25 protein-coding genes are annotated in these 26,498 nt (G+C 73.4%); 7 read left to right on the top strand and 18 right to left on the bottom strand.

Features of this window, described 5'->3' with window-relative positions:
- Positions 1–75: 75 nt before the first annotated feature.
- Positions 76–1,023: a hypothetical protein gene (locus VGP36_04715; GenBank protein ID HEV7654029.1), complete on the top strand. Its 948-nt coding sequence runs from the start codon at positions 76–78 to the stop codon at positions 1,021–1,023.
- Between the two features lie 47 nt (positions 1,024–1,070).
- Here VGP36_04715 and hemW read toward each other — a convergent pair whose 3' ends face one another.
- Entirely contained in the window at positions 1,071–2,267 is a 1,197-nt protein-coding gene (gene hemW, locus VGP36_04710) for a radical SAM family heme chaperone HemW (GenBank protein ID HEV7654028.1), read from the bottom strand.
- A 66-nt stretch (positions 2,268–2,333) separates the two neighbouring features.
- Between hemW and VGP36_04705 the strand changes: the two genes are divergently transcribed.
- A complete protein-coding gene (locus VGP36_04705) occupies positions 2,334–3,095 on the top strand; it encodes an enoyl-CoA hydratase-related protein (GenBank protein ID HEV7654027.1) in 762 nt (253 codons plus the stop codon).
- A gap of 247 nt (positions 3,096–3,342) precedes the next feature.
- Here the strand turns inward: VGP36_04705 and VGP36_04700 are convergent, their stop codons facing one another.
- Positions 3,343–3,654 carry a barstar family protein gene (locus tag VGP36_04700; protein HEV7654026.1) on the bottom strand — a complete coding sequence of 104 codons (312 nt, stop codon included), beginning with the start codon at positions 3,652–3,654 and terminating at the stop codon, positions 3,343–3,345.
- Between the two features lie 47 nt (positions 3,655–3,701).
- Positions 3,702–4,160 carry a ribonuclease domain-containing protein gene (locus tag VGP36_04695; GenBank protein HEV7654025.1) on the bottom strand — a complete coding sequence of 153 codons (459 nt, stop codon included), beginning with the start codon at positions 4,158–4,160 and terminating at the stop codon, positions 3,702–3,704.
- A gap of 86 nt (positions 4,161–4,246) precedes the next feature.
- Here VGP36_04695 and VGP36_04690 point away from each other — a divergent pair, with 86 nt between their 5' ends.
- Positions 4,247–5,212, top strand: coding sequence for a zinc-binding dehydrogenase (locus VGP36_04690; GenBank protein ID HEV7654024.1), 966 nt, complete (start codon positions 4,247–4,249; stop codon positions 5,210–5,212).
- A 5-nt stretch (positions 5,213–5,217) separates the two neighbouring features.
- Here VGP36_04690 and VGP36_04685 read toward each other — a convergent pair whose 3' ends face one another.
- The 3 genes from VGP36_04685 to lepA all read right to left on the bottom strand — a co-directional run bounded on the left by VGP36_04685 (position 5,218) and on the right by lepA (position 8,304).
- Positions 5,218–5,853 (bottom strand): FMN-binding negative transcriptional regulator, encoded by a 636-nt coding sequence (locus tag VGP36_04685; GenBank protein ID HEV7654023.1) that lies wholly within the window; start codon positions 5,851–5,853, stop codon positions 5,218–5,220.
- A 30-nt stretch (positions 5,854–5,883) separates the two neighbouring features.
- Positions 5,884–6,405, bottom strand: a complete 522-nt coding sequence (locus tag VGP36_04680; protein ID HEV7654022.1) for a Uma2 family endonuclease — start codon at positions 6,403–6,405, stop codon at positions 5,884–5,886.
- A gap of 90 nt (positions 6,406–6,495) precedes the next feature.
- Complete coding sequence (lepA, locus tag VGP36_04675; GenBank protein HEV7654021.1) at positions 6,496–8,304, bottom strand: translation elongation factor 4; 1,809 nt, start codon at positions 8,302–8,304, stop codon at positions 6,496–6,498.
- A gap of 172 nt (positions 8,305–8,476) precedes the next feature.
- Here lepA and rpsT point away from each other — a divergent pair, with 172 nt between their 5' ends.
- A complete protein-coding gene (gene rpsT, locus VGP36_04670; GenBank protein ID HEV7654020.1) occupies positions 8,477–8,737 on the top strand; it encodes a 30S ribosomal protein S20 in 261 nt (86 codons plus the stop codon).
- An 85-nt stretch (positions 8,738–8,822) separates the two neighbouring features.
- Here the strand turns inward: rpsT and holA are convergent, their stop codons facing one another.
- The 12 genes from holA to VGP36_04610 all read right to left on the bottom strand — a co-directional run bounded on the left by holA (position 8,823) and on the right by VGP36_04610 (position 22,222).
- Positions 8,823–9,791 carry a DNA polymerase III subunit delta gene (gene holA, locus VGP36_04665; GenBank protein HEV7654019.1) on the bottom strand — a complete coding sequence of 323 codons (969 nt, stop codon included), beginning with the start codon at positions 9,789–9,791 and terminating at the stop codon, positions 8,823–8,825.
- 53 nt (positions 9,792–9,844) lie between these two features.
- The gene (locus VGP36_04660; protein HEV7654018.1) at positions 9,845–12,166 is read right to left on the bottom strand and encodes a ComEC/Rec2 family competence protein; all 2,322 of its coding nucleotides are present in this window, start codon (positions 12,164–12,166) and stop codon (positions 9,845–9,847) included.
- Positions 12,166–12,741, bottom strand: a complete 576-nt coding sequence (locus VGP36_04655; GenBank protein ID HEV7654017.1) for a ComEA family DNA-binding protein — start codon at positions 12,739–12,741, stop codon at positions 12,166–12,168. The genes VGP36_04660 and VGP36_04655 overlap by 1 nt, the downstream gene beginning before the upstream one ends.
- A gap of 430 nt (positions 12,742–13,171) precedes the next feature.
- Positions 13,172–13,666, bottom strand: a complete 495-nt coding sequence (locus VGP36_04650; protein HEV7654016.1) for a hypothetical protein — start codon at positions 13,664–13,666, stop codon at positions 13,172–13,174.
- Between the two features lie 273 nt (positions 13,667–13,939).
- A complete protein-coding gene (locus VGP36_04645) occupies positions 13,940–14,788 on the bottom strand; it encodes a DegV family protein (protein HEV7654015.1) in 849 nt (282 codons plus the stop codon).
- An 18-nt stretch (positions 14,789–14,806) separates the two neighbouring features.
- Positions 14,807–17,266, bottom strand: coding sequence for a leucine--tRNA ligase (gene leuS, locus VGP36_04640; protein ID HEV7654014.1), 2,460 nt, complete (start codon positions 17,264–17,266; stop codon positions 14,807–14,809).
- Positions 17,267–17,398: 132 nt separating this feature from the next.
- Positions 17,399–18,130, bottom strand: a complete 732-nt coding sequence (gene octT / locus VGP36_04635; protein ID HEV7654013.1) for a diglucosylglycerate octanoyltransferase — start codon at positions 18,128–18,130, stop codon at positions 17,399–17,401.
- A 12-nt stretch (positions 18,131–18,142) separates the two neighbouring features.
- Positions 18,143–18,847, bottom strand: coding sequence for a histidine phosphatase family protein (locus VGP36_04630; GenBank protein ID HEV7654012.1), 705 nt, complete (start codon positions 18,845–18,847; stop codon positions 18,143–18,145).
- Positions 18,848–18,892: 45 nt separating this feature from the next.
- Complete coding sequence (gene rsfS / locus VGP36_04625; GenBank protein ID HEV7654011.1) at positions 18,893–19,300, bottom strand: ribosome silencing factor; 408 nt, start codon at positions 19,298–19,300, stop codon at positions 18,893–18,895.
- 8 nt (positions 19,301–19,308) lie between these two features.
- The gene (gene nadD / locus VGP36_04620; protein ID HEV7654010.1) at positions 19,309–19,950 is read right to left on the bottom strand and encodes a nicotinate-nucleotide adenylyltransferase; all 642 of its coding nucleotides are present in this window, start codon (positions 19,948–19,950) and stop codon (positions 19,309–19,311) included.
- 4 nt (positions 19,951–19,954) lie between these two features.
- Positions 19,955–21,346 (bottom strand): VWA domain-containing protein, encoded by a 1,392-nt coding sequence (locus VGP36_04615; GenBank protein ID HEV7654009.1) that lies wholly within the window; start codon positions 21,344–21,346, stop codon positions 19,955–19,957.
- Positions 21,347–21,349: 3 nt separating this feature from the next.
- Positions 21,350–22,222: a MoxR family ATPase gene (locus VGP36_04610; protein HEV7654008.1), complete on the bottom strand. Its 873-nt coding sequence runs from the start codon at positions 22,220–22,222 to the stop codon at positions 21,350–21,352.
- Between the two features lie 109 nt (positions 22,223–22,331).
- On the opposite strand from VGP36_04610, the gene VGP36_04605 reads away from it, so the two are divergent.
- The 3 genes from VGP36_04605 to VGP36_04595 all read left to right on the top strand — a co-directional run bounded on the left by VGP36_04605 (position 22,332) and on the right by VGP36_04595 (position 26,453).
- On the top strand, positions 22,332–23,486 hold the full coding sequence (locus tag VGP36_04605; GenBank protein HEV7654007.1) for a hypothetical protein: 1,155 nt from the start codon (positions 22,332–22,334) through the stop codon (positions 23,484–23,486).
- A 311-nt stretch (positions 23,487–23,797) separates the two neighbouring features.
- Positions 23,798–25,516: a hypothetical protein gene (locus tag VGP36_04600; GenBank protein HEV7654006.1), complete on the top strand. Its 1,719-nt coding sequence runs from the start codon at positions 23,798–23,800 to the stop codon at positions 25,514–25,516.
- Between the two features lie 58 nt (positions 25,517–25,574).
- Complete coding sequence (locus VGP36_04595; GenBank protein HEV7654005.1) at positions 25,575–26,453, top strand: DUF4397 domain-containing protein; 879 nt, start codon at positions 25,575–25,577, stop codon at positions 26,451–26,453.
- Positions 26,454–26,498: the final 45 nt, after the last annotated feature.

Here is a 26,498-nt window from a genome sequence, read left to right as displayed (position 1 = left end):
CGTTCCGGGCGTTCTGCGGTTAGCGTCCGCCTGCGCCCCCGACGCTGCGGGTTGCTGCGCGGCGAGGAGGATTAGATGCCCGAGTCCGGCGAGTGGTTCTCCCCTCGCACGCGTCCGGAGATGCTGACGTCCGACGACCCGCCGGTCCAGGACGAGAAGCTCGACCGGCTGGAGATCCTGCCCGGGCCGGCGACCGCGCTCGGCCGGGTGCTCGCGCCGTTCCAGCACGGGCTGGCGTTCGTGCCGGCCATCGGCCGGCGGATCGTCCGGGTCGACGACGAGCCGTCCCGCTGGCAGCTGGCCGGCATGTGGACCACCGGCACGGCGATCGTGGCCGGTGCCGGTCTGGCCGTCGCGGCCGCGCTCGGCGGGGCGCCGGCCGGCATCACCCAGCAGATCGACCGGCTCGCGGTGCTGCCCGGGCTGGCCGGGCCGCAGTCCGCGGATTCCGATCAAGCGCCCGCGCCGGCGGCGGACAAGGCCAAGGGCGACCCGGCCACGGTCCGCACGAACGCCCGCACCTCGTCGGGCTCGCTGTCAGGCTCCTCGCGGACGTCGTCCTACTCCGGCAGCGGGTACTCGCTGGTGCCCGGCGTGCCGGGCGGCGCGGACCTCCCGGACGAGGTCGTCGTCGCGGCGGGCGGCGCGCCCGTCGCCGGTGCCCCGCGGCCGGGCAACCCGGCCCCGCCGGCCGGCGGCACGACCACGACCGCCAACCCGGCCCCGCCGGCGACCCAGAACCCGGCCCCCCCGGTCGAGACGACCGACCCCGCGCCGCCGGTGGAGACCACGGACCCCGCCCCGCCGGTCGACACGACCGACCCGGCGCCTCCGGTCGAGACCACTGACCCGGCGCCGCCGGTCGACACCACCGACCCCGCGCCGCCGCCGGACAACCCGCCGACCGCGGACCCGCCGCAGGAGGACCCGACCCAGGCCGACCCGGCCCCGGACCCGCCCGCCGACCCGCCCGCCGACGGAGCCGGCACCACCGACCCGGCCCCAGCCCCCACCACCCCGTAACCCGCACCTTGTGCGGTCACTGCCGAGGGGCGGCTGAGCGGCGCGGGTCAGTCGGTTAGGTCTCGGGCTACGGCGTCGGCGAGGAGGCGGCCGCGGAGGGTGAGCACCGCCCGGCCGTCGCCGTGCGCGTGCCGGTCGAGCAGGCCGTACCCGACCGCCTCCCCGGCAGCCTCCCGCGCCCGCACCGACAGCTCCCGCACCGCCAGCCCCTCGCGCAGCCGCAGCCCCAGCATCGTCGCCTCCATCCGCCGCGCCGGCGGATCCAGCAGCTCCCGCCCGACCGCCGGGCTCTCTCCCGCGTGCAGCTTGGCCGCGTACGGAGCCGGGTGCCGCACGTTCCACCACCGCACCCCGCCGACGTGGCTGTGCGCGCCCGGCCCGACACCCCACCAGTCGCCACCGGTCCAGTAGAGCCGGTTGTGCCGGGACCGCGCGGCCGTGCCGCGGGCCCAGTTCGAGACCTCGTACCAGCCGAAGCCGTTGCGGGTGAGCGTCTCGTCGGCCTGCACGTACCGGTCGGCCAGCACGTCGTCGTCCGGCTCGGTCAGCTCACCCCGGCGGACCTTGCGGGCCATCGCCGTGCCCTCCTCGACCACCAGCGCGTACGCCGAGACGTGGTCGGGCCCGGCCGCGATCGCCGTGTCGAGCGAGGTCTGCCAGTCCGCCTCGGACTCCCCCGGCGTGCCGTAGATCAGGTCGAGATTCACGTGCGCGAACCCGGCCCGGCGGGCCTCGGCCACCACGTCGACCGCGCGCCCCGGGGTGTGCTGCCGATCCAGCAGCTGCAACACGTGCTGCGCCGCCGACTGCATCCCGAACGAGATGCGCGTGAACCCGGCCTCCCGCAGCCGTTCCAGGTAGGCCGGGGTGACCGACTCGGGGTTGGCCTCGGTCGTCACCTCGGCGCCGGGCGCGAGCCCGAACAGGTCGTCGATCTCGCGCAGGATCGAGCCGAGGTGACCGGCCGGCAGCAGGGTCGGCGTGCCGCCGCCGAAGAAGACGGTGTCGACCTTCGGCGCCCGCTCGGCCAGCACGTGCCGGGCCAGCCGGACCTCCAGCATCGCGGTGTCCGCGTAGGCGGCCTGGGAGACGCCCGGCCCCAATTCCTGCGCGGTGTACGTCGTGAAGTCGCAGTAGCCGCAGCGCGTCGTGCAGAACGGCACGTGCACGTAGAACCCGAAGGGGTTGCGACCCAGCTCACGCCGGGCAGCGAACGGAAGCGCGCCGTCAGCGGGAGCCGGCACGCCGTCCGGAAGTCGGGAGGGCACGGCGGAACAGTGTTCCACTCGCCCTGGCCTAGGGTCGGGATCGTGACCGAGCTGGTGCATTTCTCCGTGTCGGGCGGGGTGGCGACGCTCACGCTGGATTCGCCGCCGAACCGCAACGCGCTCTCCGCCGCGCTGATGGAGCAACTCTCGTCCGGGCTCGCCGCGGCCGTCGCGGAGGACGCGGTCCGGGTGATCGTGCTGACCCACACCGGGCGGGTGTTCTGCTCCGGCGCCGACCTGAAGGGGACCGCCGCCGCCCAACAGGCCGGCGACATGCCGATCGCGTCGGTCCCGCACCTGCTCACCGCGCTGGCGCAGTCCCCGAAGCCGGTGATCGCCCGCATCGGCGGACCCGCCCGGGCCGGCGGGATCGGTCTGATCGCCGCCTGCGACATCGCGCTGGCCGCGCGGTCGGCGACCTTCGCGTTCACCGAGGTACGGCTCGGGGTGGTCCCGGCGGTGATCTCGATCCCGGTACTGCCGCTGCTGCAGCCGCAGGCCGCGCGGGAGCTGTTCCTCACCGGCGAGGTCTTCGACGCCACCCGGGCCGCCGAGATCGGCCTGCTCACCCGCGTGGTCGAGGACGCCGACCTGGACGCCGAGGTCGCCCGGTACGCCGAGATGCTCGCGCTCGGCGCCCCCGGCGCGCTGGCCGCCGCGAAGGACCTGCTGGCCCACCCGTCGACCGACTACGCGGCGATGTCCGCCCTGTCCGCCGACCGCTTCGCCGGCCCCGAGGGCCGCGAAGGCGTCGCCGCCTTCACCCAGAAACGCCGTCCCTCCTGGGCACCCCCCGCCCCCTGACCCGAGCCAACCGCTCCCGCCGGCCTTTCTGCCGGGCCTCACCGCCGACCGTCCCGGCCGGTCTTCCCAACGGCCGTCCTCGGGTCTCCAACGCCGCCGTCTCCAACACCGCCGTGTCCAACACCGCCGTGTCCAACCGCCGAGCCGCTCCGTTGCCAGAGCCCGGACGCATCCAGGGTCCGTCCCCAATCGCGGCCCGTGACCGTGCAGCGCGGGACGAGGGCCCGGCCCTCCGGCGACGCGGGTCTCAGTCGGCGGTGAGGAGGACGGTGAGCGGGCGTGGCGTCTCGGCCGCCATCGCCGTGGCGTGCTGGAGCACCTCGAGCGCGATCTCGTACGCGGTCTCGTCGATCTTGGACGCGCCCGTCCAGACGACGACGTGCGCCCCCTCCGGCAGCCACGACAGGTCGCGGAGCGCGTCGGAGAGCGCGTCCCAGTTCCGCCCGACCCAACCCGGGAACTCCAGCGCGCGGGCGAACTGGGTCAGCAGCTCGGCCTTGGTCGCCGCCGGCCCGACCCGGTGCACCGCCACCCCCTGCCGTTCCGCCTCCCCGATCACCTCCGCCGCGGGTCGCCGTACCGCCCGCACACCGGGCCGAAGCGACGTCACGGATCCACGACCCGGGCGAAGGACTCGTAGTGGTCGGCCGTGTAGTAGCGGGCGCCGTCCTGCCCGGCGATGATCCGCCGCGCCCCCCGGTCCCGGGACCCCGGTGTCGGCACCGTGTACTCGTGGTACCAGCCCCGCGCGTGCGACGGCAGCAGCCGTTCCACGTTGCCGAACACCGTCCCGTCCTGCGAGTACGGGAACGGCCCGCCGGAGTCGATCAGCTGCAGCACCTGCCGCGCCTGGACCGGCAGGTTCGCCGTCCGCACGGTCGGCAGCCCGTCCGCGCCCGTAGTGGCGGTGGGGCGGACGGTGGGTCCGGCCGTGACCGTCGGTCCGGTGGAGGCGGACCCGCTCGGGCCGGGATCGTCGGTCCGGACCGCCGAGAGCAGGTAACCACCCGCGAGCAGGACGCCGAGCAGCAGCAACGCGAGCAGCGGCCGGCGCGTGCGGAGCACCAGCCCACCCTAGAGCGCCCCCGCCGAGCCCACCCGGCGACCCGGCACGCGACCACGGCCGGGCCCGAGCGCAATAAGGTGATCTCGTGCTCGCCGCCTTCGCCACCGCACCGAACCAGTCCGACCCGCTCGCCGCCCTGGAGGTCGGCCCGCGCCCGGAACCGGAAGCGCCCGACGGGTGGACCACGGTCTCCGTCCGGGCCGGCTCGATCAACCACCACGACGTCTGGACGCTGCGCGGCGTCGGCCTGGCCGAGGACCGCTACCCGATGATCCTCGGCTGCGACGCGGCCGGCGTGGACGCCGACGGCAACGAGGTCGTCGTGCACGCGGTGATCCCGAGTGCGGGCTGGTCCGGTGACGAGACGCTCGATCCCCGCCGCACGCTGCTCTCCGAACTGCACCAGGGCACGCTGGCCGAGCAGGTCATCGTGCCCAAGCGCAACGTGGTGCCCAAGCCGGCCGAGCTGTCGTTCGAGGAGTCGGCCTGCCTCAGCACGGCCTGGCTCACCGCGTACCGCATGCTGTTCGTGAAGTCGGGGGTCCGGCCCGGCGCGACCGTCCTCGTGCAGGGCGCGAGCGGCGGCGTGGCGACCGCGCTCATCGCGCTCGGCTCGGCCGCCGGGTACCGGATGTGGGTGACCGGCCGGACCGAGGCCAAGCGCGAGGCCGCGCTCGCCCTCGGCGCCGACGCCGCGTTCGAACCCGGCGCCCGGCTGCCGAAGCGGGTGGACGCCGTGATGGAGACCGTCGGCGACGCCACCTGGTCGCACTCGTTGAAGTCGCTCGCGCCCGGCGGCACGATCGTCGTCTGCGGCGCGACCAGCGGCCCGAACCCCAAGGCCGACCTCAACCGCGTCTTCTTCCTGCAGCTCAACGTCATCGGCTCGACCATGGGCACCCGGTCCGAGCTCGAGTCGCTGATGGCCATGCTGGTCACCACCGGCGTCCGGCCGGCGATCGACACCGCCCTGCCGCTGAGCAAGGCAGCCGACGGCTTCGCCAAGATCGTCTCCGGTGACACCGCCGGCAAGATCGTGCTGACCGTCTGAGCCGGTCAGTTCCCGGCGTCGAGCCGGCGCAGCAGGTGGTCGCGGGCCGCCGCGTCCGCCGGACCGTTCCGTTCGGCCAGGTGCTCGGCCAGCTGCTGGCGGTGCGCCGGCTCCTTGTTGCCGCCGTACTTGAACTTGGCCCGGACGCCGGTCACCGTCAGCACCAGCCCGCGGATCCCGGGTAGCCGGCGCCGATAGTGCTCGTGCTCGGCGTCCGGCTCCAGGTAGCCACCGTCCGGTTCGAAGTGCGCCAGCTGTGCGCGCAGGATCTCCGTCTCCGCGGCCGGGTCGTCCACCACCTCGACGTCGCAGGACAGCTGCACGGTCGCGTAGTACGACGTCGGAATGCCCAGCTCGGACGGCGTGCCCGGCGCCGCCTGCCAGTCCGAGGGCAGGTACGTGTAGTCGTCGACGACGGTCAGCAACGCCCGCGGCCGCTCCCGCAGCGCCGCCCACACCGGGTTGGGCCGGGCCAGGTGCAGCCGGATCGTGGTGGCCCCGTCGTACAGGAAATGGGTCGGCACGACGATCGGCAGGTCCCGCCCGTCGCCGGGCGCGATGAGCTGCCCGAAGTCGTGACGCGACAGCCAGTCGCGCCATTCGGAGTCGTCGATCGGGGCGTCCCACGGATGTACGAGCACGTCGCCGATCGTGCCACCGGCACACGGTCCTCAGCACGGCCGAATCCCCGCCACCAGCGCCAGCGGGCTCACCCGGACCGCGAACGGTCGGACTGCGGTGAACGTCTCCGCCCCGACCACGTCCGCGACCGCCCGGTAGTCGCCGTCCTCGTCCAGCTCCAGCGCGATCAGCGCGGGCGTCTCCGGATCGACCAGCCAGTAGCCCGGCACCCGATACCGGGCATAGACCGACCGCTTGAGACAGCGGTCGACCAGGTCAGTCGCGGGCGAGCGGACCTCGACGGCCAGCAGCGGCGGCTCGGTCAGCTCGTCCCGCACCAGGTCTGCGTACCGCGCGACCATCAGGTCCGGCCGCAGCTCGGTCTGGCGGCCCAGCCGCACCGGGAACGGCGCCCCGAGCACCCGCAGGTCCGCCGGCGCGGCCGCCCGCAGGAGGCCTGCCAACGCGAGCACGGCATCGGCATGCCCGAATCCCGGTGACGGGCTCAGGAACACCGCGCCGTCGAGCATCTCGGTCATCATCGGCTCCTCCTCGGATCGAACCTCGCTCAAGGTTCCGACCCACCACCGACAACTTCCGCGCTCCGTCCACAGCCCTCGCCGTCGTCCCCAGCACCGCCCTCCTGGGTTGACAGCCGGCGGTCAGCCCCGCTTCTCGTCCGAGGTCGACAGCGCGGCGATGAACGCCTCCTGCGGCACCTCGACGCGGCCGACCATCTTCATCCGCTTCTTGCCTTCCTTCTGCTTCTCCAGCAGCTTCCGCTTGCGGGTGATGTCACCGCCGTAGCACTTGGCCAGCACGTCCTTGCGGATCGCGCGGATGTTCTCGCGCGCGATCACGCGGGAGCCGACCGCCGCCTGGATCGGTACCTCGAACTGCTGCCGCGGGATCAGCTCGCGCAGCTTGCTCGCCATCGAGACGCCATATCCGTACGCCTTGTCCTTGTGCACGATCGCGCTGAACGCGTCGACCGGCTCGCCCTGCAACAGGATGTCGACCTTGACCAGCTCGGACGCCTGCTCGCCGGCGGCCTCGTAGTCCAGCGACGCGTACCCGCGGGTGCGAGACTTCAGCGCGTCGAAGAAGTCGAAGATGATCTCCGCCAGCGGCAGCGTGTACCGCAGCTCGACCCGCGACTCGGACAGGTAGTCCATCCCGCCGAGGAGGCCGCGCCGGGCCTGGCAGAGTTCCATGATCGTGCCGATGTACTCGCTCGGCGCGATCACCATCGCCTTCACCACCGGCTCGTAGGTCTCGGCGATCTTGCCGCCGGGCCAGTCGCTCGGGTTGGTCACCACCTGCTCGGCGCCGTCCTCGGAGACCACCCGGTAGACCACGTTCGGCGCGGTGGAGATCAGGTCCAGGCCGAACTCGCGCTCCAGCCGCTCCCGCACGATCTCCATGTGCAGCAGGCCGAGGAAGCCGATCCGGTAGCCGAAGCCGAGCGCCCCGGAGGACTCGGGCTCGTAGACCAGGGCGGCGTCGTTGAGCCGCAGCTTGTCCAGCGCGTCGCGCAGCAGTGGGTAGTCCGAGCCGTCCATCGGATAGAGGCCGGAGAAGACCATCGGCTTGGGATCGCGGTAGCCGGCGAGCGCCGTGACCGCCGGTGCCACCGCATCGGTCACGGTGTCACCGACTCGCGACTGCCGCACGTCCTTGACGCCGGTGATGAGATATCCGACCTCGCCGACGCCCAGGCCTTCGGTCGGCTTCGGCTCCGGCGAGATCACGCCGACCTCGAGCAGTTCGTGGGTGGCGCGGGTGGCCATCATCCGGACCCGCTGTCGCGGCTCGATGAACCCGTCGATCATCCGCACGTAGGTCACGACGCCGCGGTACGTGTCGTACACGGAGTCGAAGATCATCGCCCGGGCCGGCGCGTCGGGGTCGCCGGTCGGTGCCGGAACATCCCTGACGATCCGATCCAGCAGGTCGGTGACACCCTGCCCGGTCTTCGCGCTGATCCGCATCACGTCCGACGGCTCGCAGCCGAGGATGTGGGCCAGCTCGGCGGCGTACTTCTCCGGCTGGGCCGCGGGCAGGTCGATCTTGTTGAGCACCGGGATGATGGCGAGGTCGTTCTCCAGCGCCATGTAGAGGTTGGCGAGCGTCTGGGCCTCGATGCCCTGCGCGGCATCGACCAGCAGCACCGCGCCCTCGCAGGCGGCGAGCGATCGGGACACCTCGTAGCTGAAGTCGACGTGACCGGGCGTGTCGATGAGGTCGAGCACGTGACCGTCCCAGGGCAGCCGGACGCTCTGCGCCTTGATGGTGATGCCGCGCTCGCGCTCGATGTCCATGCGGTCGAGGTACTGGGCCCGCATGTTGCGCTGCTCGATCACCCCGGTGGCTTCGAGCATCCGGTCGGCCAGCGTCGACTTGCCGTGGTCGATGTGGGCGATGATGCAGAAGTTCCGGATGAGGGCCGGATCGGTGGCACGGCTGGGCACGCAGGTCCGTTCGGGTCGTGGGGCGGTTCCTTCATCGTCCCACGTCGGGTCGGGTTGCCGGACAGGCACCGTTTGGGCCCACTCCCGCGCGGCTGGTAACCTGACTCGTCGCGCCGGAGCCCGCTTGGGTGCCGCGCGCCCACATTCCCGACGAATGACCCGAGGCTCCCGCGTGGCGAACATCAAGTCCCAGCTCAAGCGCATCAAGACCAACGAGAAGGCGCGCCTGCGCAACAAGTCGGTGAAGTCGTCCCTCAAGACGGCTGTCCGGCGGTTCCGCGAGGCCGCGGACTCCGGCGACCGCGAGCAGGCTGACGTCGCCCTGCAGTACGCGTCGCGCCAGCTGGACAAGGCGGCGAGCAAGGGCGTCATCCACCCGAACCAGGCGGCGAACAAGAAGTCGGCGATGGCGCAGCGCGCCAACGCCATCTGAGTTCCCGCTCAGTTCCACAGCTCCGCCGAAGAGCCGGCACCGAGGTGCCGGCTCTTCGGCATGTCTGCAACCCGCCCCAGGTGGCCTAGTCCGAGGTGGCCCGGGCGATGGCCAAGGCCTGGATGGCGGCCTCCAGCGCGTACGACGGATCAGCCGCCACGCCCTTGACGTCGGCATTCAGGTCGGCGACGGTCCGCATCGCCCGGCTCAGCCCGGTCGCGCTCCAGCCCCGCGCCTGCGACTGGGCGCGCTTGACCTTCCAGGGCGGCATCCCGAGCGAGCTGGCCATCGCGTACGGGTTGCCCCGGCCGGCGGAGCTGACCCGGGCGATGGACCGCACCCCGTCCGCCAGCGCGTCGGCGACCAGGACGTGCGCGACGCCCACCGCCAGCGCCCAGCGCAGCACCTCCAGCGCGCCCGGCACGTCCCCGACGACGGCCCGATCCGCGACCGCGAACCCGGTGACCTCCGCCCGACCCCGGTGATAGCGCGTGACCGCCTCGGCGTCGATGCGCCCGCCGGTGTCCGACACCAGCTGGGAGCAGGCGGTGGACAGCTCCCGCAGGTCGTTGCCGACGGCGTCGAGCAGGACCGCGACGGCCCCGGCGGTGATCGCCCCGCCGAACCGCCGGATCTCGGCCCGCACGAACGCCTGCCGTTCCTCGGCCCGGGTCAGCTTCACGCACTCGACGACCACCGCACCGGCCTTGCGGACCGCGTCGACCAACGCCTTCCCGCGCGCCCCGCCGGGGTGGGCGACCACGAGCACGACCTCGTCGGCCGGATCGGTCACGTACGACCGGAGCGCGTCGACGACGTCGGCCTTGGCCTCGTGCGCGCCACGGACCACGACGACCCGGCGACCGCCGAACAGTGCGGGGCTGAGCAGGTCGAACAGATCGGCCGCGGCGAGCTCGGACGCGGCCAGCTCCCGGATGTCGGCTTCGGGATCGGCGGCCCGGGCAGCGGCGGCGACCTCGGCGATCGCCCGGGAGACCAGCAGTTCCTCGTCCCCCAGCACCAGCCGCAGCGGGGCGTCCAGCGATTCAGCCACGCCGCCATCCTGGCACGGACGCCGGCCCGGCCCGGCGACGCGCACACCCGCGGTCACGGCGGCCTTCCGGACCGGCTGACGACCACGAGTTTCCGGTCCTGCACACAGAACGCGACGTCGCCCTCGAGGTCGGTCCGGAACGCCCGGGTGCCGATCCGGTCCAGCTCGTGGAGCAGCACCGGCGACGGATGGCCGTAGTCGTTGTCCTTGCCGACCGAGACGACCCCGACTCGGGCGCCGACCGCCCGCAGGAACGCCGGGCTCTGGTAGGCGCTGCCGTGATGCGGGACCTTGAGGACGTCGGCTCGCAGGTCGAGGCCGGACCGGACCAGCGCGTCCTGGGCTTCGACTTCCACGTCGCCGGTGAGCAGCAACGTCTCGCCGCCCGTCGCGACCCGGAGCACCACCGAGGAGTTGTTCGGGTCAGACCGGGTGCCGCGGAACGGCTCCCGCGGCGCGAGTACGTCCACGACCAGCCCGCCGAACTGCCGGCGCTCTCCCACCGAGACGGTTCGGACCACCAGGCCGTCGCGCCGGGCGCCGTCCTGTACCTCCTGCCAGCCGGTGGCCGGTTCACGCGACGGCCCGACATCGATCTCCCCCGCCGACCGTCCCCGCAGGACGCCGGCAAGTCCGTCGACATGGTCGGCGTGCATGTGCGTGAGCAGCAGGAGTGGCACCGACCGGACGCCGAGCCGACGCAGGCACCCGTCGACGGCGACCGGATCCGGGCCGGCGTCGACGACCATCGCCGCTCCTGCCCCGGCATGCACCGCGAGCGCGTCGCCCTGACCGACCGAGCAGGCGACGAACAACCAGCCCGGCGGCGGCCACCCCGGCAGCACCGTCCGTACCGGCACCAGGACCACCGCGGCGCCGGCCGCGACGGCGATCGCGATCCGCCGGGCCGGCCGCCAGCGCACGAGCGCGACCCCGGCGACGAAGGCGACCACGAGGACCAGCGCACCCGTGGTGCCACCCGGCCAAGAGACCGCGGCGTCCGGCAGGTGCGCGGCCCGGGTTCCGACGGCGACGAGCCAGCGAACCGGCAGACCGGCTGTCCACGCCAGCCACTCCGCCGCCGTACCCGACACCGGCGAGGCGACCGCGGCCAGCACTCCAAGCACCGTGGCGGGCGCGACGGCCGGTTCCGCCAGCAGGTTCGCCGGGATGGAGACGAGGCTGACCGTGCCGCTGATCGCCGCGATGACCGGCGCTGTCGCCACCGTGGCCGCCGCGGGTACGGCGAGCGCCTCGGCGATGCCGGGCGGAAACCCGCGGGCTCGCAGCCGTGCTGCCCAGCCGGGACCCAGCAGGATCAGGCCGGCGGTGGCGAGTACGGACAACGCGAAGCCTGGATCCCGCGCCAGCGGCGGCGAGACGAACACGAGGGTCAGGACGGCCGCGCCCAAGGCAGGCAACGCGGATCGGGGCCGGCCCGTCGCCATGGCCAGCAGCGCGAGAGCGCCCATCACCGCGGCCCGCAGCACGCTCGGCGACGGGCGCGCGAGCACGACGAAGCCGGCGATGGCCACGCCGGCAGCCACCGCCGACGTCCGCGGCCCGACCGTCATCGCCCTGAGGAGCAGGAGGATCGCGCCGGTCACGATCGCCACGTTGGTACCGCTGACGGCGGTCAGGTGGGACAACCCGGCCGTCTTGAAGTCGTCGGAGAGTGCGGGGGCCAGGCCGCTGACATCCCCGTCGACCAGACCGGGAAGTAGCCCGCGTGGACCCTCCGGCAGCACGCCGGACGCGTCCCGTAACCCGGCGCGGACGCGCCCGGCGGCGGTCTGGACGGCGGATGGTGGCCCGACGTCGGTCGGAGCCGCCCGGACGGACAGGACTGCGAGGGTGAGGTCGCCGCGGTCAGGCGGCGCGAGCCGGCCGTCGACCCGGACCCGCTGGCTCGGCAGCAGCCCACTCCACCCCTTCGCCGGAGCCAGGACGAGCAGCCGGCCGGACAGGTCCCAGGTCCGGCCACCGGTGGTGACCTTGCGGAGCTTCGCGCCGACGATCACCCGAGGAGGCCCGGCAGTGACGGTCAGCGGGCGCGGATCGTCGCTGACGACGAGCTCGACGGTCACGCCGGCTCCACGGTCGGCCAGAGCACTCACCGGCGAATGTTCGACGGCGGCGACCCGGACCGCGGTCGCCAACGCCGCCGCTCCGGCGCAGCCGAGCACGAGCGCCACGGCGGCCGACCAGCGCCGCCGTCCGGCCAGCGTGGCCAGACCCGCCATCAAGGCGAACGCTCCGAGGACGGCGCCCGTGGTGGCCGGGACCGCTAGTGCGGCCAGCACGCTCAACCAGGCGGCCACCGCACCCAGCGCCAGACGCAGGTCGGCCGGAGGCGGAACGGCGGTCTCGGCCATCAGACGCGGACCAGGTCTCGCAGCTGCGCCATTCGCGAGTCGCCGATCCCGGGCACGTCGGCGAGCTGATCGACGGTGGCGAACTGGCCGTGCTGGATTCGCCAGTCGAGGATCCGCTGGGCGAGCACCGGACCGACTCCCGGCAGTGTGTCCAGCTCGGCGAGCGTCGCCGTGTTCAGGTCGACGGGCCCCGCGGTGCCACCTGCCGCCGGATCTCCGGCTGCTGCCGCCGGGTCGCCGCCCGCCGGCGGTGCGGGCACGCCCACCGCGACCAGCTCACCGTCCGCGAGCTTGCGGGCGAGGTTGAGCGTCGCCAGGTCGGCGCCCGGCACTGGGCCGCCGGCCGCCCGGACCGCGTCGATCACCCGCGCGCCTGCCGGGATCGTCACCACGCCCGGACGCCGCACCTTCCCCGTCACGGCCACGACGATCGCCGTCGCCGACGCGGATGGACCGGCGGTCGAACTCGGGTCGGCGGCGGAGAGCACGGCCGGCGGCGTGATTCCCTCGGGCTTGGGTCGTCCTTGCCAGACCATCGCCCCGACGACGAGGGCGGCCAGGATCGCGACCAGCACCAAGACGGATGCGCCTCGCCGCCCCGGATCGGCGCGGGCGCCACGCAGACCGACCGGCGACCACCGGTCCGCGGCCCGCCGCCACCGCGCGACGGCCGGCTGCTCGGATACGACACCGGGAGTGTCATCCTCCACAGTGGACCCGGCAATGGCTGGCCGTACGCCCATGTCCACTATGGACGGCGAGGGAGCGTCCGGAGATCCCAGTAGGAGCCGCAATCGGCGCAGTACGGCGTCGCTTGTGGAGGGACGGTCGCGACCGCGGAGAACTGTTCGCACGAGACGAACGGTAGGAGCGTCGGCTCAACCCGGAGAAGCCTCGATCGCCGATCTGTGGACGACGGTCGAGCCTGTGGACGACGACTTTGACGACCGTGATCGGCCGCCTACCTTCGCCGCCATGAGGGAGATCGAGCCGCGCACCGCGGCGTCAGCCGGACGCGTAGGAGACCCAGGTGGTCTGCACCACGCGGCCCGCGTGCTCGACGCGCAGTCGTACCGGCCCGCTCGGGACGGGGTCGACCAGGAAACGTCCGAGCTCGTCGGCCGGGACCTCGCTGGACTGCCCGGCACCCGCCTGAACCTCGACGACCGCGGCGTCGGCTGGCCAGAGCTGGCCGACCAGCACGCACCGGCCGTCACTGAAGCTGGCTTCGACCTCGATCGAGAGATCCTCGCCGTCGACCACCGCGCCGAAGCCGAGCATCCGCGGCTCGAGCGCGGTGTCGCCGCCCGCCCGGACGGCGAGCGCCGGCTCCCGGTCCACCAGCGAGTCGAACGACAGCTCCGCGAGCTCGGCGTCGATGGTTCGCCAGCAGAACGCGCGGCGCACCTGGTCGAGCAGCTGCGGTGGCACGGGGTCGAGTCGCGCCAGCAATGCCTGCAGCTCGCCCAGCAGGGCATCGCCACCAGCCATGGCGGTCATTGCTTCCCCTCCCTGTCGACGGGCACCACGGGACCGCAGGACCCGGCCGGAACGGAAGGGGGATCACCCCTCAGCTCGGTGGTCGGGCTTCCGTGCACGGTCATAGATCCTCGATCGCTGGTCGCCGCCATCTGTCGCGCCTTCCACCGGGATGACTCCGGTGGTAGACCCTCACTCTCGACTGGTAGGAGCAGCGAACCGCACCGTCTGATACGGCTGATCGGCAGAACGATCGTCACCCGCCGTTGCGCTGCACGGATGCTGCGCACTACGTCAGTGGCGCACCACGACGACACCCAGCACACCGGGTCCCACGTGGGCTCCGACGACCGCCCCGATCTCCGAGGCGTAGAACTGGCCGGCCCGCGGCAGCCGGGCGCGCAGCCGGTCGGCCAGCAGCGCCGCCCGTTCGGCGGCGGCCAGGTGCTGCACGGCGACATCCGCGGGCCCGTCGCCGGCGGCCGCGACCGCCAGCGCCTCGAGCCGGGCGATCCCCTTGCTGACCGTCCGGACCTTCTCCAGCGGGACGATCCGGCCTTCCTTGACGTGCAGGATCGGCTTGACCGAGAGCGCGGTGCCGAGCAGGGCCTGGGCCGCGCCGATGCGTCCGCCGCGGCGCAGGTGCTCCAGGGTGTCGACGTAGAACAGCGTGGTGGTGCGTTCGGCCGTGCCCACGGCGGCCGCGTACACCTGGTCCGGGGTGCTGCCCGCCTCCGCGGCCCTCGCTGCGGCCAGCACCGCGAAGCCGAGGCCCATCGCGGCCGAACGGGAGTCGACCACCCGGATCAGCTCGGAGTCCACCTCGGCGGCCGCCAGCCGAGCAGAGTCCCAGGTGCCGGACAGCTCCCGGGACAGGTGCAGCGAGACGACCGCGGACGCGCCGCGCTCGAGCGCGTCCCGATAGACCGCGGCGAACTCCGCCGGGGTCGGCCGGGACGTGCTGACCGGGATCCAGGCCGACAGCGCGGTGGCCACCTCGGCCGGCGTCACCTCGCTGCCCTCGGCCCCCGAACGGCCGCCGAGCACGACCTGCAGCGGCACGACCCGGATCGACAGCTGCTCCGCGACGCCGTCGGGGAGGTAGGCGGTCGAGTCGGTCACCACCGCGACGCGACCACCCATGTGAGCACCGTATCGGGCTCAGCCCGGTACGACGTTCACCAGCCTCGGCGCCCGTACCACAACGGTCCGGATGCTCCGCTCGCCCAGCGCCCGCACGACAGCGGGGTCGGCCAGCGCCAGCTCCCGCAGCGCCTCCTCGGTGACGTCCGGCGACACGTTCAGCCGGGCCCGCACCTTGCCGGCCACTTGGACGACGGCGGTCACGCTCTCCTCGACCAGCAGGGCCGGGTCGGCGACCGGCCAGCCGGCCAGCGCGACCGTCGGGTCGTGGCCCAGCGACGCCCACATGTCCTCGGCGCAGTACGGCGCGAACAGCGACAGCATGACGGCGACCGCCTCGGCCGCCTCCCGCACCGCGGGATCGCCGCCGCCGGCACCCGAGTCGATCGTCTTGCGGGCCGCGTTCACCAGCTCCATCAGCCGGGCCACGGCCACGTTCAGCCGGAAGGCCTCGACCAGCGAGCCGATCTCCGCGATCGCCTTGTGCGTGGTCCGGCGCAGCGTGATGTCGCCCTGGGCCGGGTCGGCGCCCGGCTCGGAGGTGACGTCGCGAGCGACCCGCCAGGCCCGGGCCAGGAACTTGCCCGAACCGGTCGGCGACACGTCCGCCCAGTCGACGTCCTCGTCCGGCGGTCCGGCGAACAGCATGGTCAGGCGGATCGCGTCGACGCCGTGCGCGCCAAGCTCCGCGCCCAGGTCCACGCCGTTGCCCAGCGACTTGGACATCGACTTGCCCTGGTTGATGACCTGGCCCTGGTTGTGCAGCGAGCGGAACGGCTCGATGAAGTCGACGTAACCCAGGTCGTGCAGGACCTTGGTCATGAACCGGCTGTACAGCAGGTGCAGGATCGCGTGCTCGACACCGCCGGTGTAGTGATCGACCGGTGCCCAACGGCGCATGTCGGCCGGATCGATCGCGACGTCCTCGCGCCCCACCGACGGGTAACGCAGGAAGTACCAGGACGAGTCGACGAACGTGTCCATCGTGTCGGTGTCGCGCTCAGCCGGGCCGCCGCAGCGCGGGCAGGTCGTCCGGACCCACTCCGTCGCGGCGGCCAGCGGGGAGACGCCCTTCGGCGACAGGTCGGCTCCGCGCAGGTCCGGCAGCCGTACGGGCAGCTGGTCGTCGGGGACCGGCACCTCGCCGTCGACCGGGCAGTGCACGATCGGAATCGGAGCGCCCCAGTAACGCTGCCGGGAGACCAGCCAGTCCCGCAGCCGGTAGATCAGCGAGCCGCGGCCGCCCCCGGCCGTCTCCAGCTGCTGGATGATCGTCGCGATCGCGGCCTCCTTACGCAGGCCGTCCAGCGGACCGGAGTTGACCAGCTCGCCGTCGCCGGCGGTCGCGGTACCGGTTTCCGCCGGGTCGGGCTCGCCGGTGTTCACGACGACGCGCACCGGCAGGCCGAAGGTCCGGGCGAAGTCCAGGTCCCGCTGGTCGTGCGCCGGCACGGCCATGATCGCGCCGGTGCCGTAGTCGGCCAGCACGTAGTCGGCCGCCCAGATCGGGATGCGCTCGCCGTTGACCGGGTTGATCGCGTAGCGGCCCAGCGAAACGCCGGTCTTCTCCCGCCCCTCGGCCAGCCGGTCGATCTCGGTCATCCGCCGGACCTGCTCGCGGTAGGCCTCGAAGTCCGCCCGCTGCTCGGCAGTACACAGCTCGTCGGCCAGCCGCGAGTCGGCAGCCACCACGAAAAACGTCGCGCCGTACAGCGTGTCGGGTCGGGTCGTGAAGACCGTGACCGGCTCGTCCCGGTCCTCGACGGCGAAGTCGACGTGCGCGCCGGAGGAGCGGCCGATCCAGTTGCGCTGCATGGCCAGCACGCGCTCGGGCCAGCGGCCCTCCAGCTCGGCCATGTCGTCCAGCAGCCGCTCGGCGTAGTCGGTGATCCGGAAGTACCACTGGGTCAGCTCGCGCTTCGTGACCGGCGTCCCGCACCGCTCGCACGCGCCGGCGACGACCTGCTCGTTGGCCAGCACGGTCTGGTCCTTCGGGCACCAGTTGACCTGCGAGGCCTTCCGGTAGGCCAGGCCGCGCTCGAACAGCTGCAGGAACAGCCACTGGGTCCAGCGGTAGTACTCCGGGTCGGACGTGTGCAGCCGGTGCGACCAGTCGAAGGAGATCGCGAACCGCCGGAACGACTCGGCCTGGGTCTCGATGTTCCCGTACGTCCACTCGGCCGGATTCGAGTTGCGCTTGATCGCCGCGTTCTCCGCAGGCAGACCGAAGGAGTCCCAGCCGATCGGGTGCAGCACGTCGTAGCCGCGCTGGAACCAGTGCCGCGAGACCACGTCACCGATGGCGAACGCCTCGGCGTGGCCCATATGCAGGTCGCCGGAGGGGTACGGGAACATGTCCAGCGCGTACCGGCGCTCGGCGTCGGGACCGCGCTGGCCGGCCCGGAACGGGTCCAGCTTCTCCCACTCGGGCAGCCATCGCTCCTGGATGGCCTGCCAGTCGTAGCGGTCTTCGGTCATCGTCGTCGCTCCTGTCGAGGCTCGTTCCCGGCGGTGAGGCAAGAAAAAGAGCCCCCGTGTCCACGAGGGCTCGCCGCGCTGACGTCGTTCCTGGTCAGCGCGGCGAGGGAAGGAGCAGGCGTGCGGCGGTGCTCACGCCTCGATCCTAGCGCGCCCGGGCAATTGGGCTTGCACCGCCGCCGCCACTGCGCGACCCACCTCGGCATGGCAGTCCCAGCCCCAATGCATGCCGTCCGGGCTGCACCGGCCCAGCGGCAGGTGCCGGCCGGCGACGGCCGACACGTCGATCATCGGGACGCCCTCCCGCTCACCCCAGGCCCGGGCCGCGGCGAGGGCAGGGGCGTGGCCGGCGGTGACCCGGCCGTAGAGCGGGGCGCGATGCGGCGGCGGCAAGATGCCCAGCACCGGGACGCCCGGGTGGTAGTAGCGCACGCCGTAGACACACAGCGAGAGGTAGTGGTCGGTCAGTCGCTGCGGCAGCATCCGCCAGCGACCGCCGGTGATCCGCGCGCCCACCGGCTGCGCGGACAGGTAGGCGGTCCGCGCGGCCCGCTGCAGTGCCGGCGGGCGGAGGTAGCCGATGCCCTCCCGCAAGTACGTCGGCAGCACGGCGGGCAGGTAGTCCATCCCGCCGACCGCCAGCAGGACGGCCTCGGCCCGCGGCAGCAGGACCGAGTAGACAGCCGGATCCTTGGTGAGCGCCCACCAGGCGTCGCGAGCGGTCCAGCCACGACGCGCCACCAGGTCGAGCGTCGTGCCGAGCCGGGCCGCCGCGACGTTGCCGAACAGGCCGGGATGGGTGGAGAGCTCGCCGCGATCGGGTCCGTGGAAGGACAGCGAGTCCGCGACGATCAGCAGGCTCACCGCATCACCGGTTCACCGGGCCGGCCCGGCGTCCAGCGCTTCGATCTCCGCGCCGTCCGGGGCGTCGCCGGTCGGCTCCGCGGCGGCTACACCGTCCGAAGTGGACAGTCCGGTGACCGGTACGCCGAGCGGCCCGACGTTGTGGGCGCGGAGCTGCCAGCCGTGCTCGTCCCCGCGGAACTCACTCCACCGGCAGTTGCCCAACGGCCCGACCGCTCGCCAGTCCGTCACCGGAAGGCCGAGCATCCGGCCGGTCAGCGCCATCGCGGTCGCGCTGTGCGTGACCACCACGATGGTCTCGCCCTCGGCCTCGGTGACGGCCGCCAGCGCCCGCTCGGCCAGTTCTATCCGCGACTCGCTGTCGCGCGGGTACAGCTCGCGTCCGGCGGCCCAGTGGGTGAACTCGTCCGGGAAGCGGCGGATCACCTCGTCCCGGGTCAGACCTTCCCACCGGCCCATCGAGCGCTCCCGCAGCCGGGGGTCGATCGCGATCGGGAGACCGACCAGGTCGGCCAGCGGCCGCGCCGTCTGTACGGCCCGGGCCAGGTCGGAGGAGACGATGGCGGCCGGCCCGTACGGCACGAGCAGCCGCGCGGACGCCGCCGACTGGGCCTTGCCGACATCGTCCAGTGGCGGGTCGGACTGGCCCTGAAACCGGTGCTCGACATTCCATCCGGTGCGCCCGTGCCGCCAGAGCAGCACGCGGCGGGTCGTCATTCGGTGATCCGAGAGGTCATGGTCGTGGCGTCAGCGGTCTGGCGGTCAGCCGCCGGCCCGCTCCCCACCCGCGCTCGCAGCCGGCGCGGACACCGACTCGTCGACGAACGGGATCGTGGGGCAGTCCTTCCAGAGCCGCTCCAGGGCGTAGAAGGAGCGCTCCTCGGCGTGCTGGACGTGCACAACGACGTCGGCGAAGTCGAGCAGGACCCAGCGGCCCTCTCGCTCGCCCTCGCGGCGCACCGGCTTGACGCCGTCGCGGCGCAGCCGTTCTTCTACGGCCTCCACGATCGACTCGACCTGGCGCTCGTTCGAGGCGGAGGCGATCACGAAGACATCGGTGATGACGAGCCGGTCGCTGACGTCCAGGAGCACCACGTCCGTGGCGAGCTTGTCGGCAGCGGCCTGGGCGGCGGCCAGCGCGATCTCGCGGGCCCGGTCGGTGGCTGTCACGAGGCAGGTCACTCCATCTCTGCCGGCCGGGCGACCCGGCCGCGGCTCTCTGCTGCCGTCTCACGGTACAGGCGGTGCTTGCCGATGTACTGCACGACGCCGTCAGGCACCAGATACCAGACCGGCCGGCCGGCCAGGACGCGCTCCCGGCAGGCGGTCGACGAGATGGCCATCGCCGGCACCTCGACCAGGCTGACCGCATCCCGGGGCAGGTGGTCGTCCGACAGCACGTACCCGGGACGGGTGACGCCGACGAAGTGCGCGAGCGCGAACAGCTCGTCGGCGTCCTTCCAGGACACGATCTGCTCCAGCGCGTCCGCGCCGGTGATGAAGAACAGCTCGGCGCCGGGGATCTGCGCGGACAGATCCCGCAGCGTGTCGATCGTGTACGTCGGCCCGGGCCGGTCGATGTCGACCCGGCTGACCCAGAACCCGGGGTTGGACGCGGTCGCGATCACGGTCATCAGGTACCGGTGTTCGGCCGGGCTGACCGGCTTGCCGGCCTTCTGCCACGGCTGCCCGCTCGGCACGAAGGTGACTTCGTCCAGCGAGAACAGGCTCTGCACCTCGCTCGCGGCCACGAGGTGGCCATGGTGCACGGGGTCGAACGTGCCACCCATGATGCCGAGTCGGATACCTGCCACCTCCAGGACGCTAGACCGGCAGAAGCCGACCGACGAAGTCGGTCAATTGTGCCACATTCCGGCACTCGACCATCTCAACAACGTCGGCGTACCGCAGTGCCATCGAGTCGCCGCTACCCCACTCGCGCCGCGGCTCGGGATTGAGCCAGTACGCGTGGCGGGACTTCTCGACGATGCCCTTCAGCAGCGGCAACCCGGGGTCCCGGTAGTTCGTGCGAGCGTCACCCAGCAACAGGAAAGACGTCTTGGGCCCGATCGCGTCCGGCCAGCGGTCGACGAACACCCGCAGCGCGTGGCCGTAGTCGCTGTGACCGTCGTACCAGACCAGGTCGGCTTCCCGGGCCAGCCTGCGGACCGAGTCGGCCAGGTCGGCGCCCGGGCCGAACAGCCGGGTGACCTCGTCGCACGTGTCGATGAACGCGAACGCCCGTACCCGGGAGAACTGCTCCCGCAGCGCCGCGGTCAGCATCAACGTGAAGTGCGCGAAGCCGGCGACCGAGCCGCTGACGTCGCACATCACGACCAGCTCCGGCTTGTGCACCCGGCGCGGCCGGTGGTGAGTGACCACCGGGACGCCACCGGTCCCGAGCGAGGCCCGGACGGTCCGGCGAATGTCGAGGCGACCCTCCCGGCCCAGTCGACGGCGGGCTGCGAGGCGGGAGGCGAGGCGGCGGGCCAGCGGCTGGACGGTCCTGCGCATGGCCGCCAGCTCGTCGCGCTGCGCCCGCAGGAAGTCGACCTGGTCGGCCAGCGGCGGCAGCGCCGTGCGCGCCACCTGGTCCCGATCGCGCTCCTCGGCGACCCGCCGGCGGACCTCGGCCTCGACGTACGCGCGCAGAGCGGCGATCCGCTCCTGCAGCTGCTGGCGGGCGACCTGCTCGGCCAGCCCGCCGCGGGGCTCACCGGCCAGCAGCGCGTCCAGCATCGCCGCGATCAGCGTCTCCGGCGACAGCGCGCGCAGCACACGGTAGGTGAACCAGGACTGCCGACCGGGCTGGGCGCCGGCGTGCCCGAGCTGGGACACGGCCATCCGCGCGAACCGGCGCAGCGCCTCGTCGTCGCCGTCCAGCAGCAGCTGTTCCAGCTCGGCGCGCAGTGCCTCCAGGTCGGGTTCGTCCGGGGCCTCGGGCGGCTCGCTCTCGCCGTCCGCCGACAGGCCGGTCGGATCACCGATCGCCGGCGGCCACCACAGGTCGAAGAGCAGGTCGAACGTCGGCCGGTGCACCGGCCGCTTGATCAGGGCCGCCGCCAGACCGGCGCGCAGCTGCCCGCGGTCGATCAGGTCGACCGCACCCAACACCCGGGTCGCGTCGAGGACCTCACTGGTGCCGGCGGGCACGCCGGCTCGGCGCAGGGCGCCGACGAAGTCCTCCAGGGTCCCGAGCAGGCCGGTCGTGGGCACCGGTCAGCTCAGCTTCAGCTCGGTGGTGGCGCGGGCGGCGTCGCTGGCGTGCTTGAGCACGACCCCGAGGGTGGTCCGCACCGCCTCCGCGTCCAGGGTGTCCAGACCGAGGGCGACCAGGGTCCGGGCCCAGTCGATCGACTCCGCGATCGAGGGCGACTTCTTCAGCTCCATGGCCCGCAGGGCCCGGACCGTACGGACGAGCTGCTCGGCCAGTTGCTCGCCGACCTCGGGCACCCGCTCCAGCACGATCCTCCGCTCCCGCTCGGCGTCCGGGTAGTCGAGGTAGAGGTAGAGGCAGCGGCGCTTGAGCGCCTCGGTCAGCTCGCGGGTCGCGTTCGAGGTCAGCACGACGAACGGGCGGCGCTCGGCCACCACGGTGCCGAGCTCCGGGATCGTGACCTGGAAGTCGGAGAGCACCTCGAGCAGCAGGCCCTCGACCTCGACGTCGGCCTTGTCGGTCTCGTCGACCAGCAGCACGGTCGGCTCGCTGCGGCGGATCGCGTCCAGCAGCGGCCGGGCCAGCAGGAATTCCTCCGAGAAGATGTGCCCCCGCTCGACGTCCCAGCCGCTCTCGCCGGCATCCCGGTCGACCTGCAGGCGCAGGAGCTGCTTTCGGTAGTCCCACTCGTACAGGGCCCGAGCCTCGTCGATGCCCTCGTAGCACTGCAACCGGACCAGGCCGGAGCCGGTGACCGTGGCGACGGCCTTGGCCAGCTCGGTCTTGCCGACCCCGGCGGGACCCTCGACCAGCAGCGGCTTGCCGAGCCGGTCGGCGAGGAAGACGATCGTGGCGGTCGCCGCGTCGGCCAGGTAGCCGACCTCGGCAAGCCGCTCGCCGACCTCGGCCGCGGAGGCGAACAGTGGCGTCTGCACGCCTCCCATCGTCCCTCACCGCATCCGCGGCGGGCGAGACCGGGCGCGGTCGGCGCAGTGAGTTGTCCTACATGTCCGCTCCGGGCGATCGCGCCAGTAGGGTGCCGCCGTGGTGTCGCTGCGGGCCGAGCGCGAGGAGCTGGCGGCGCGGCTGAGACGAGGGCGGCTGCGCATCGCGGGCGCGGTGGGCGTCGTCCTGTTGGCGGTGGTGGGGCTGCTGGTGCTGGCCGGAGGCAGACCGGTCCCGCCCGGCCGCTCGGCCTACGACGCCGGGACCACGGACCCCGTTGCCGCGGCTGTGCCGGTGCTGACCGGGTTCACGGAGCAGGCTCGGGGGCTTACCCTTCGGAAGGCCCCTTCGGTGCAGGTGGTGGATGCCTCGACCTTCGCCGCCGCGGCCAAGGAGCCGCTGGTCACCGGGGCCACCGGGGACCGTGCGGCGACCGCGCGGGCGCTGGCGCTGACCGGTACGGCGACCGCGAGCCCGACCGTCGCGATCTACAGCTTCCGCAAGCACGCGGTCCTGCTGCGGCAGGGCCAGGCCGTGGACGCGTACGCGCGGGTACAGCTGGTGCACGAGCTGACGCATGCCCTGCAGGACCAGAACTTCGACCTGAGCGGGCCGGTCCGGGACGCGGCCGCCGACCCGGATCAGGCCCGGGCGCTGTCGGCGCTGGTCGAGGGCGACGCGACCCGGGTCGAGCTGGCATACCTGGCCACCCTCCCGGCTGCGGACCAGGCCGCGGTGGAGGCGAAGCGCAACTACTCCCCCACCCCGGCCTCGTACGGGCAGCTGGCGGCGAGCTTCCCCGGCACGACCGGCCGCGAGTTCGTCGCGGCGCTGGCCGAGCAGGGCGGGAACGGTGCGGTGGACGCGGCCTTCCGACGGCCGCCGACCTCGACCGCGCAGGTGATCGACCCGAAGGCGTACCAGGGCGGGGTGGAGCCGCTCGGGGTGCGCTCGCCGCCGGGGCAGGGACAGCGGGTGGACGCCGGGACGCTCGGCGAGTTCGGGCTGGCGGCCCTGGTCACCGGCGGCCGGCGGGTCGTCAACGCCGGCGCGGCCGGGCGCTGGCTCGGCGACAGCTACGGCACCTTCCGCTCCGGCGGGCAGCTCTGCACGTACGTCAACGTGGTGATGGCGGATACCGCCTCACGGGAGCAGTTGATGCGGGACCTCGCCCGCTGGCTGGCGGCTCGGGGCGGCCGGGCCGAGGTGGCCCGCAACGCCGTCCGGGGTGCCCGGCTGCGCTCCTGCGCCTGACCGACGGTCACTCTCCGCGCTCGATCGACTCCTATACGTACGGTATCGGTTGTGGTGTGTTTTGTAGTTCCGGTTGCCGCTCCCAACCACCGTGTGGGTGTATTGCGAATGCATCTCGGGTAGCTGGGACCGAGGTGTGGGATAAGGGGGACCCGATGGACGTCGGGCTGCGCGGCGCCCCGTCACGGGCGCAGCAGCCGGCTCCGGTACGGAGCGGGGGCACGTGGGCACGCGGTCGGACGACCGCTGCCCTGATTGTCCTGCTCGCCCTTGCCGCCATCGCCCTCGCCGGCTGGCTTCTGCTGTCCGCCTTGGCCGCCGGACCGGTGGTGACCGCCGGGGAGAGCTCGTTCGCGGTCCGGGCGTTCGCGATCAACCGGTTCGGGTACGCATCCGCCCACCTGGCCTGGTACGACGGCGGTCTCGGCGCCCTGCAGGTCGCCGGGTACGAGACGATCAGCGGCGCGCTGCGCCGGGCCCCGACCGCGGTCGCCGCGGCCCGGGAGGCCACCGCCGTCGCCTCGGTGCTGGCCGCGATCGCGCTCACGGTCGCCGCCCGCCGGCTGAAGCTGTCCGGGCCGGCGGTGGTCGCGGTGCCGCTGCTGTTCGGGCTCGCGCCGGCCGGGCTGATGCTGCACCGCACCGCCGACCCGACCCAGCTCGCGGTGCTCTGGGCCTGCGTGGCGCTCGCCCTGGCCGGCGGCGAGTCGCGGCGGATCGGTGCCGCGGGCTCGGCCGCGTACCTGGCCGCGGCGGTGGTGACCTCTCCGCTCGTGCTGGTCGCGCTGGTGCCGCTGTTCTCGATGCTGCTCTGGTCCGGCGCGCTGGCCCGGCTGCCGCACCGCTGGCGGATCGTCTCCGCCGGCGCCGGCGTCCTCGTTCTCGCCGGGCTGGTGGCGCTGGCCGTGGCCGGCAACCTGCCCGGCGGCGGAGCCGCGGCGATCCCGGACCTCGGCGCGCTGGACTGGGTGCTCGCGGTCGGAGCGATCGCGGCCGGGCTCGCCGGGCTGCGGATCAGCTGGCTGCGTCCGCTCGCGGTCGCGTTGCTGGCCACCGCCGGCACCGCCGCGGCCGCGCCGGACGTACGCGGCTCGCTGATCCTGGTGGCATTGCCGCTGGCGGCGCTCGTGCTGCCCGCTGTCGCAGAGGCCGCCGTCGCCCTCGCGGCGGGCTTCGTGGCCCGGCGCTGGGCCGCGTTCCCGGCCCGGCCCGTGCTCGTCGGCGTGCTGGCGGCGGCGGCGATCGCAGCCTGGATCCCGGTCGCGTCCGACGTGCGCGAGCCGGTCGACGGCTCCCGGCAGAGCGCGACGACCGCGGCCCGGACCTGGGTGCTGCAGAACCTGCCGAGCCGGCCGAAGCTCGTCGTGGACGATGCCATGTGGGCCGACCTGGTGGACGCCGGCTACCCGGCCGAGCAGCTCGCCGCGGCCGGCGGTGTCGGTCCCGCGGCGGCGGCGTGGCCACAGGGCTGGCGGGACGCGCGGTACGCGGTGGGCGCCGAGCAGGTTCTCCGGGCCGCGGGCGCGCCGGTCGGCGACGCCAGCCGCAGCTCGACGCCGGTGGCGAGCTTCGGCGCCATCACCGTGCGCCGGGTGCTGAGCGATCCGAACGCGACTGCCACCGCGGCGACGGAGACCGCCGGGCGGATCGCCGCCGGCGGCGCACTGGCGCTCAACCCGCGTCTCGGCCTGCAACCCGCGGCCGCCGACCTGCTCCGCCGCGGTCAGGTCGACGCGCGGGCGCTGTCGGTGCTGGCCGCGGTGACCGGTGAGCACGCGCTGCAGATCGCCGACTTCCCCGCCGTACCGGGCGAGAACCCGGCTGCGCCCCGGCGGCTGATCGCGGTCAGCGCCATCGACAACCGGACGGTCGGTCCCGGCTCGGCCGCCGCCACGATGCTCGACCAGTGGCTGCAGGCCCAGCAGCCGCCGTTCCGCCCGGCCGGCGCCGAGCTCGACCAGCTCGGAGGCACCGCCGTGCTCGTCGTGCGCTACGACGCGCTCGGCAGCACCGGCCTGCTGCCGCCGTGAGCGGCCCCTCGACCCCTCAGCACGACCCTGAACTCCTGACTCTCCCTGGAGGAACCCCGTGACCCGCACCCCTCGACGGACGGTGCTGAGGCTCGGGCTGGCCGGACTGGCCAGTCTCGTCGCCGCGGTGGCCGGACTCGCCTTCACCGGCAGTCCCGCCGGCGCCGTGGCGGCGCCCAGCTATGTCCGCCTGGCCCACCTCTCGCCGGACACCCCGAACGTGGATGTCTACATGACCTCCTACACCCGGCCGGACTGGAAGTTCTTGCTCAAGGGCGTCGGCTACGGCGCGGTGTCGCCGTACCAGCGTGTGCAGGCCGACCGGTACGCGGTCAGCATGCGCCCGGCCGGCGCGGCCGCCACCACCCCGCCGGTGCTGACCACCAACGTCAACGCGGTCGCCGGTAAGGCGGTCACGGTGGCGGGCGTGGGTCCGTATGCGGACCTCGGGCTCGCGGTGATCAACGACGACCTGACCCTGCCGACCTCCGGTCAGGCCCGCGTCCGGGTGCTGAACGGGTCCGCACGGGCCAAGACCGTCGCGGTCAACGCGGCCGGCGGGCCGGTGGTGACCAGCGGAATCGCGTTCGCCAAGACCACGGCGTACGCGCCGGTGCCGGCGGGTAAGTGGACGCTGCAGGTCGCCTCGACCGCGCAGACCGACCTCAAGGCGACGGCCGCGGTCGACGTCAAGGCCGGCGACGTGTACTCGCTGGTCGTGCTCGACGCGCCCGACGGCGGGCTCACGCTCGCGACCCACGCTGACGCCGTGTCGGCTGCGGTGACACCGAGCGGGTCGGTGGAGACCGGCGGCGGCGGTACGGCCGGGCCGAACCTGCCCGGCTGGATGCCGCTCGGCGCCGGCGCGGCCGGTATCGCGCTGCTCGCGGCGGCGTTCGTACGGTCCCGGCGGGCTGTGAGCGCGCACGCGGCGTGAACGAGACCCCGTCGTCCGGTGGGCCGGACCCCGACCGCCCCGAGC

It is taken from the genome of Mycobacteriales bacterium, assembly GCA_035995165.1.
Taxonomy (GTDB): Bacteria; Actinomycetota; Actinomycetes; order Mycobacteriales; family CADCTP01; genus CADCTP01.
The sequence above is the reverse complement of the archived record's forward strand: the minus strand, read 5'-3'. Positions and strand labels throughout refer to the sequence as shown.

What these genes read in the sequence shown, in the direction of transcription:
- VGP36_04715 (HEV7654029.1), top strand. Translation starts at nt 76, where the DNA reads ATGCCCGAGTCCGGCGAGTGGTTCTCCCCTCGCACGCGTCCGGAGATG.
- VGP36_04660 (HEV7654018.1), bottom strand. Translation starts at nt 12,166, where the DNA reads ATGGCCGAGACCGCCGTTCCGCCTCCGGCCGACCTGCGTCTGGCGCTG.
- VGP36_04650 (HEV7654016.1), bottom strand. Translation starts at nt 13,666, where the DNA reads ATGACCGCCATGGCTGGTGGCGATGCCCTGCTGGGCGAGCTGCAGGCA.
- VGP36_04645 (HEV7654015.1), bottom strand. Translation starts at nt 14,788, where the DNA reads ATGGGTGGTCGCGTCGCGGTGGTGACCGACTCGACCGCCTACCTCCCC.
- leuS (HEV7654014.1), bottom strand. Translation starts at nt 17,266, where the DNA reads ATGACCGAAGACCGCTACGACTGGCAGGCCATCCAGGAGCGATGGCTG.
- VGP36_04630 (HEV7654012.1), bottom strand. Translation starts at nt 18,847, where the DNA reads ATGACGACCCGCCGCGTGCTGCTCTGGCGGCACGGGCGCACCGGATGG.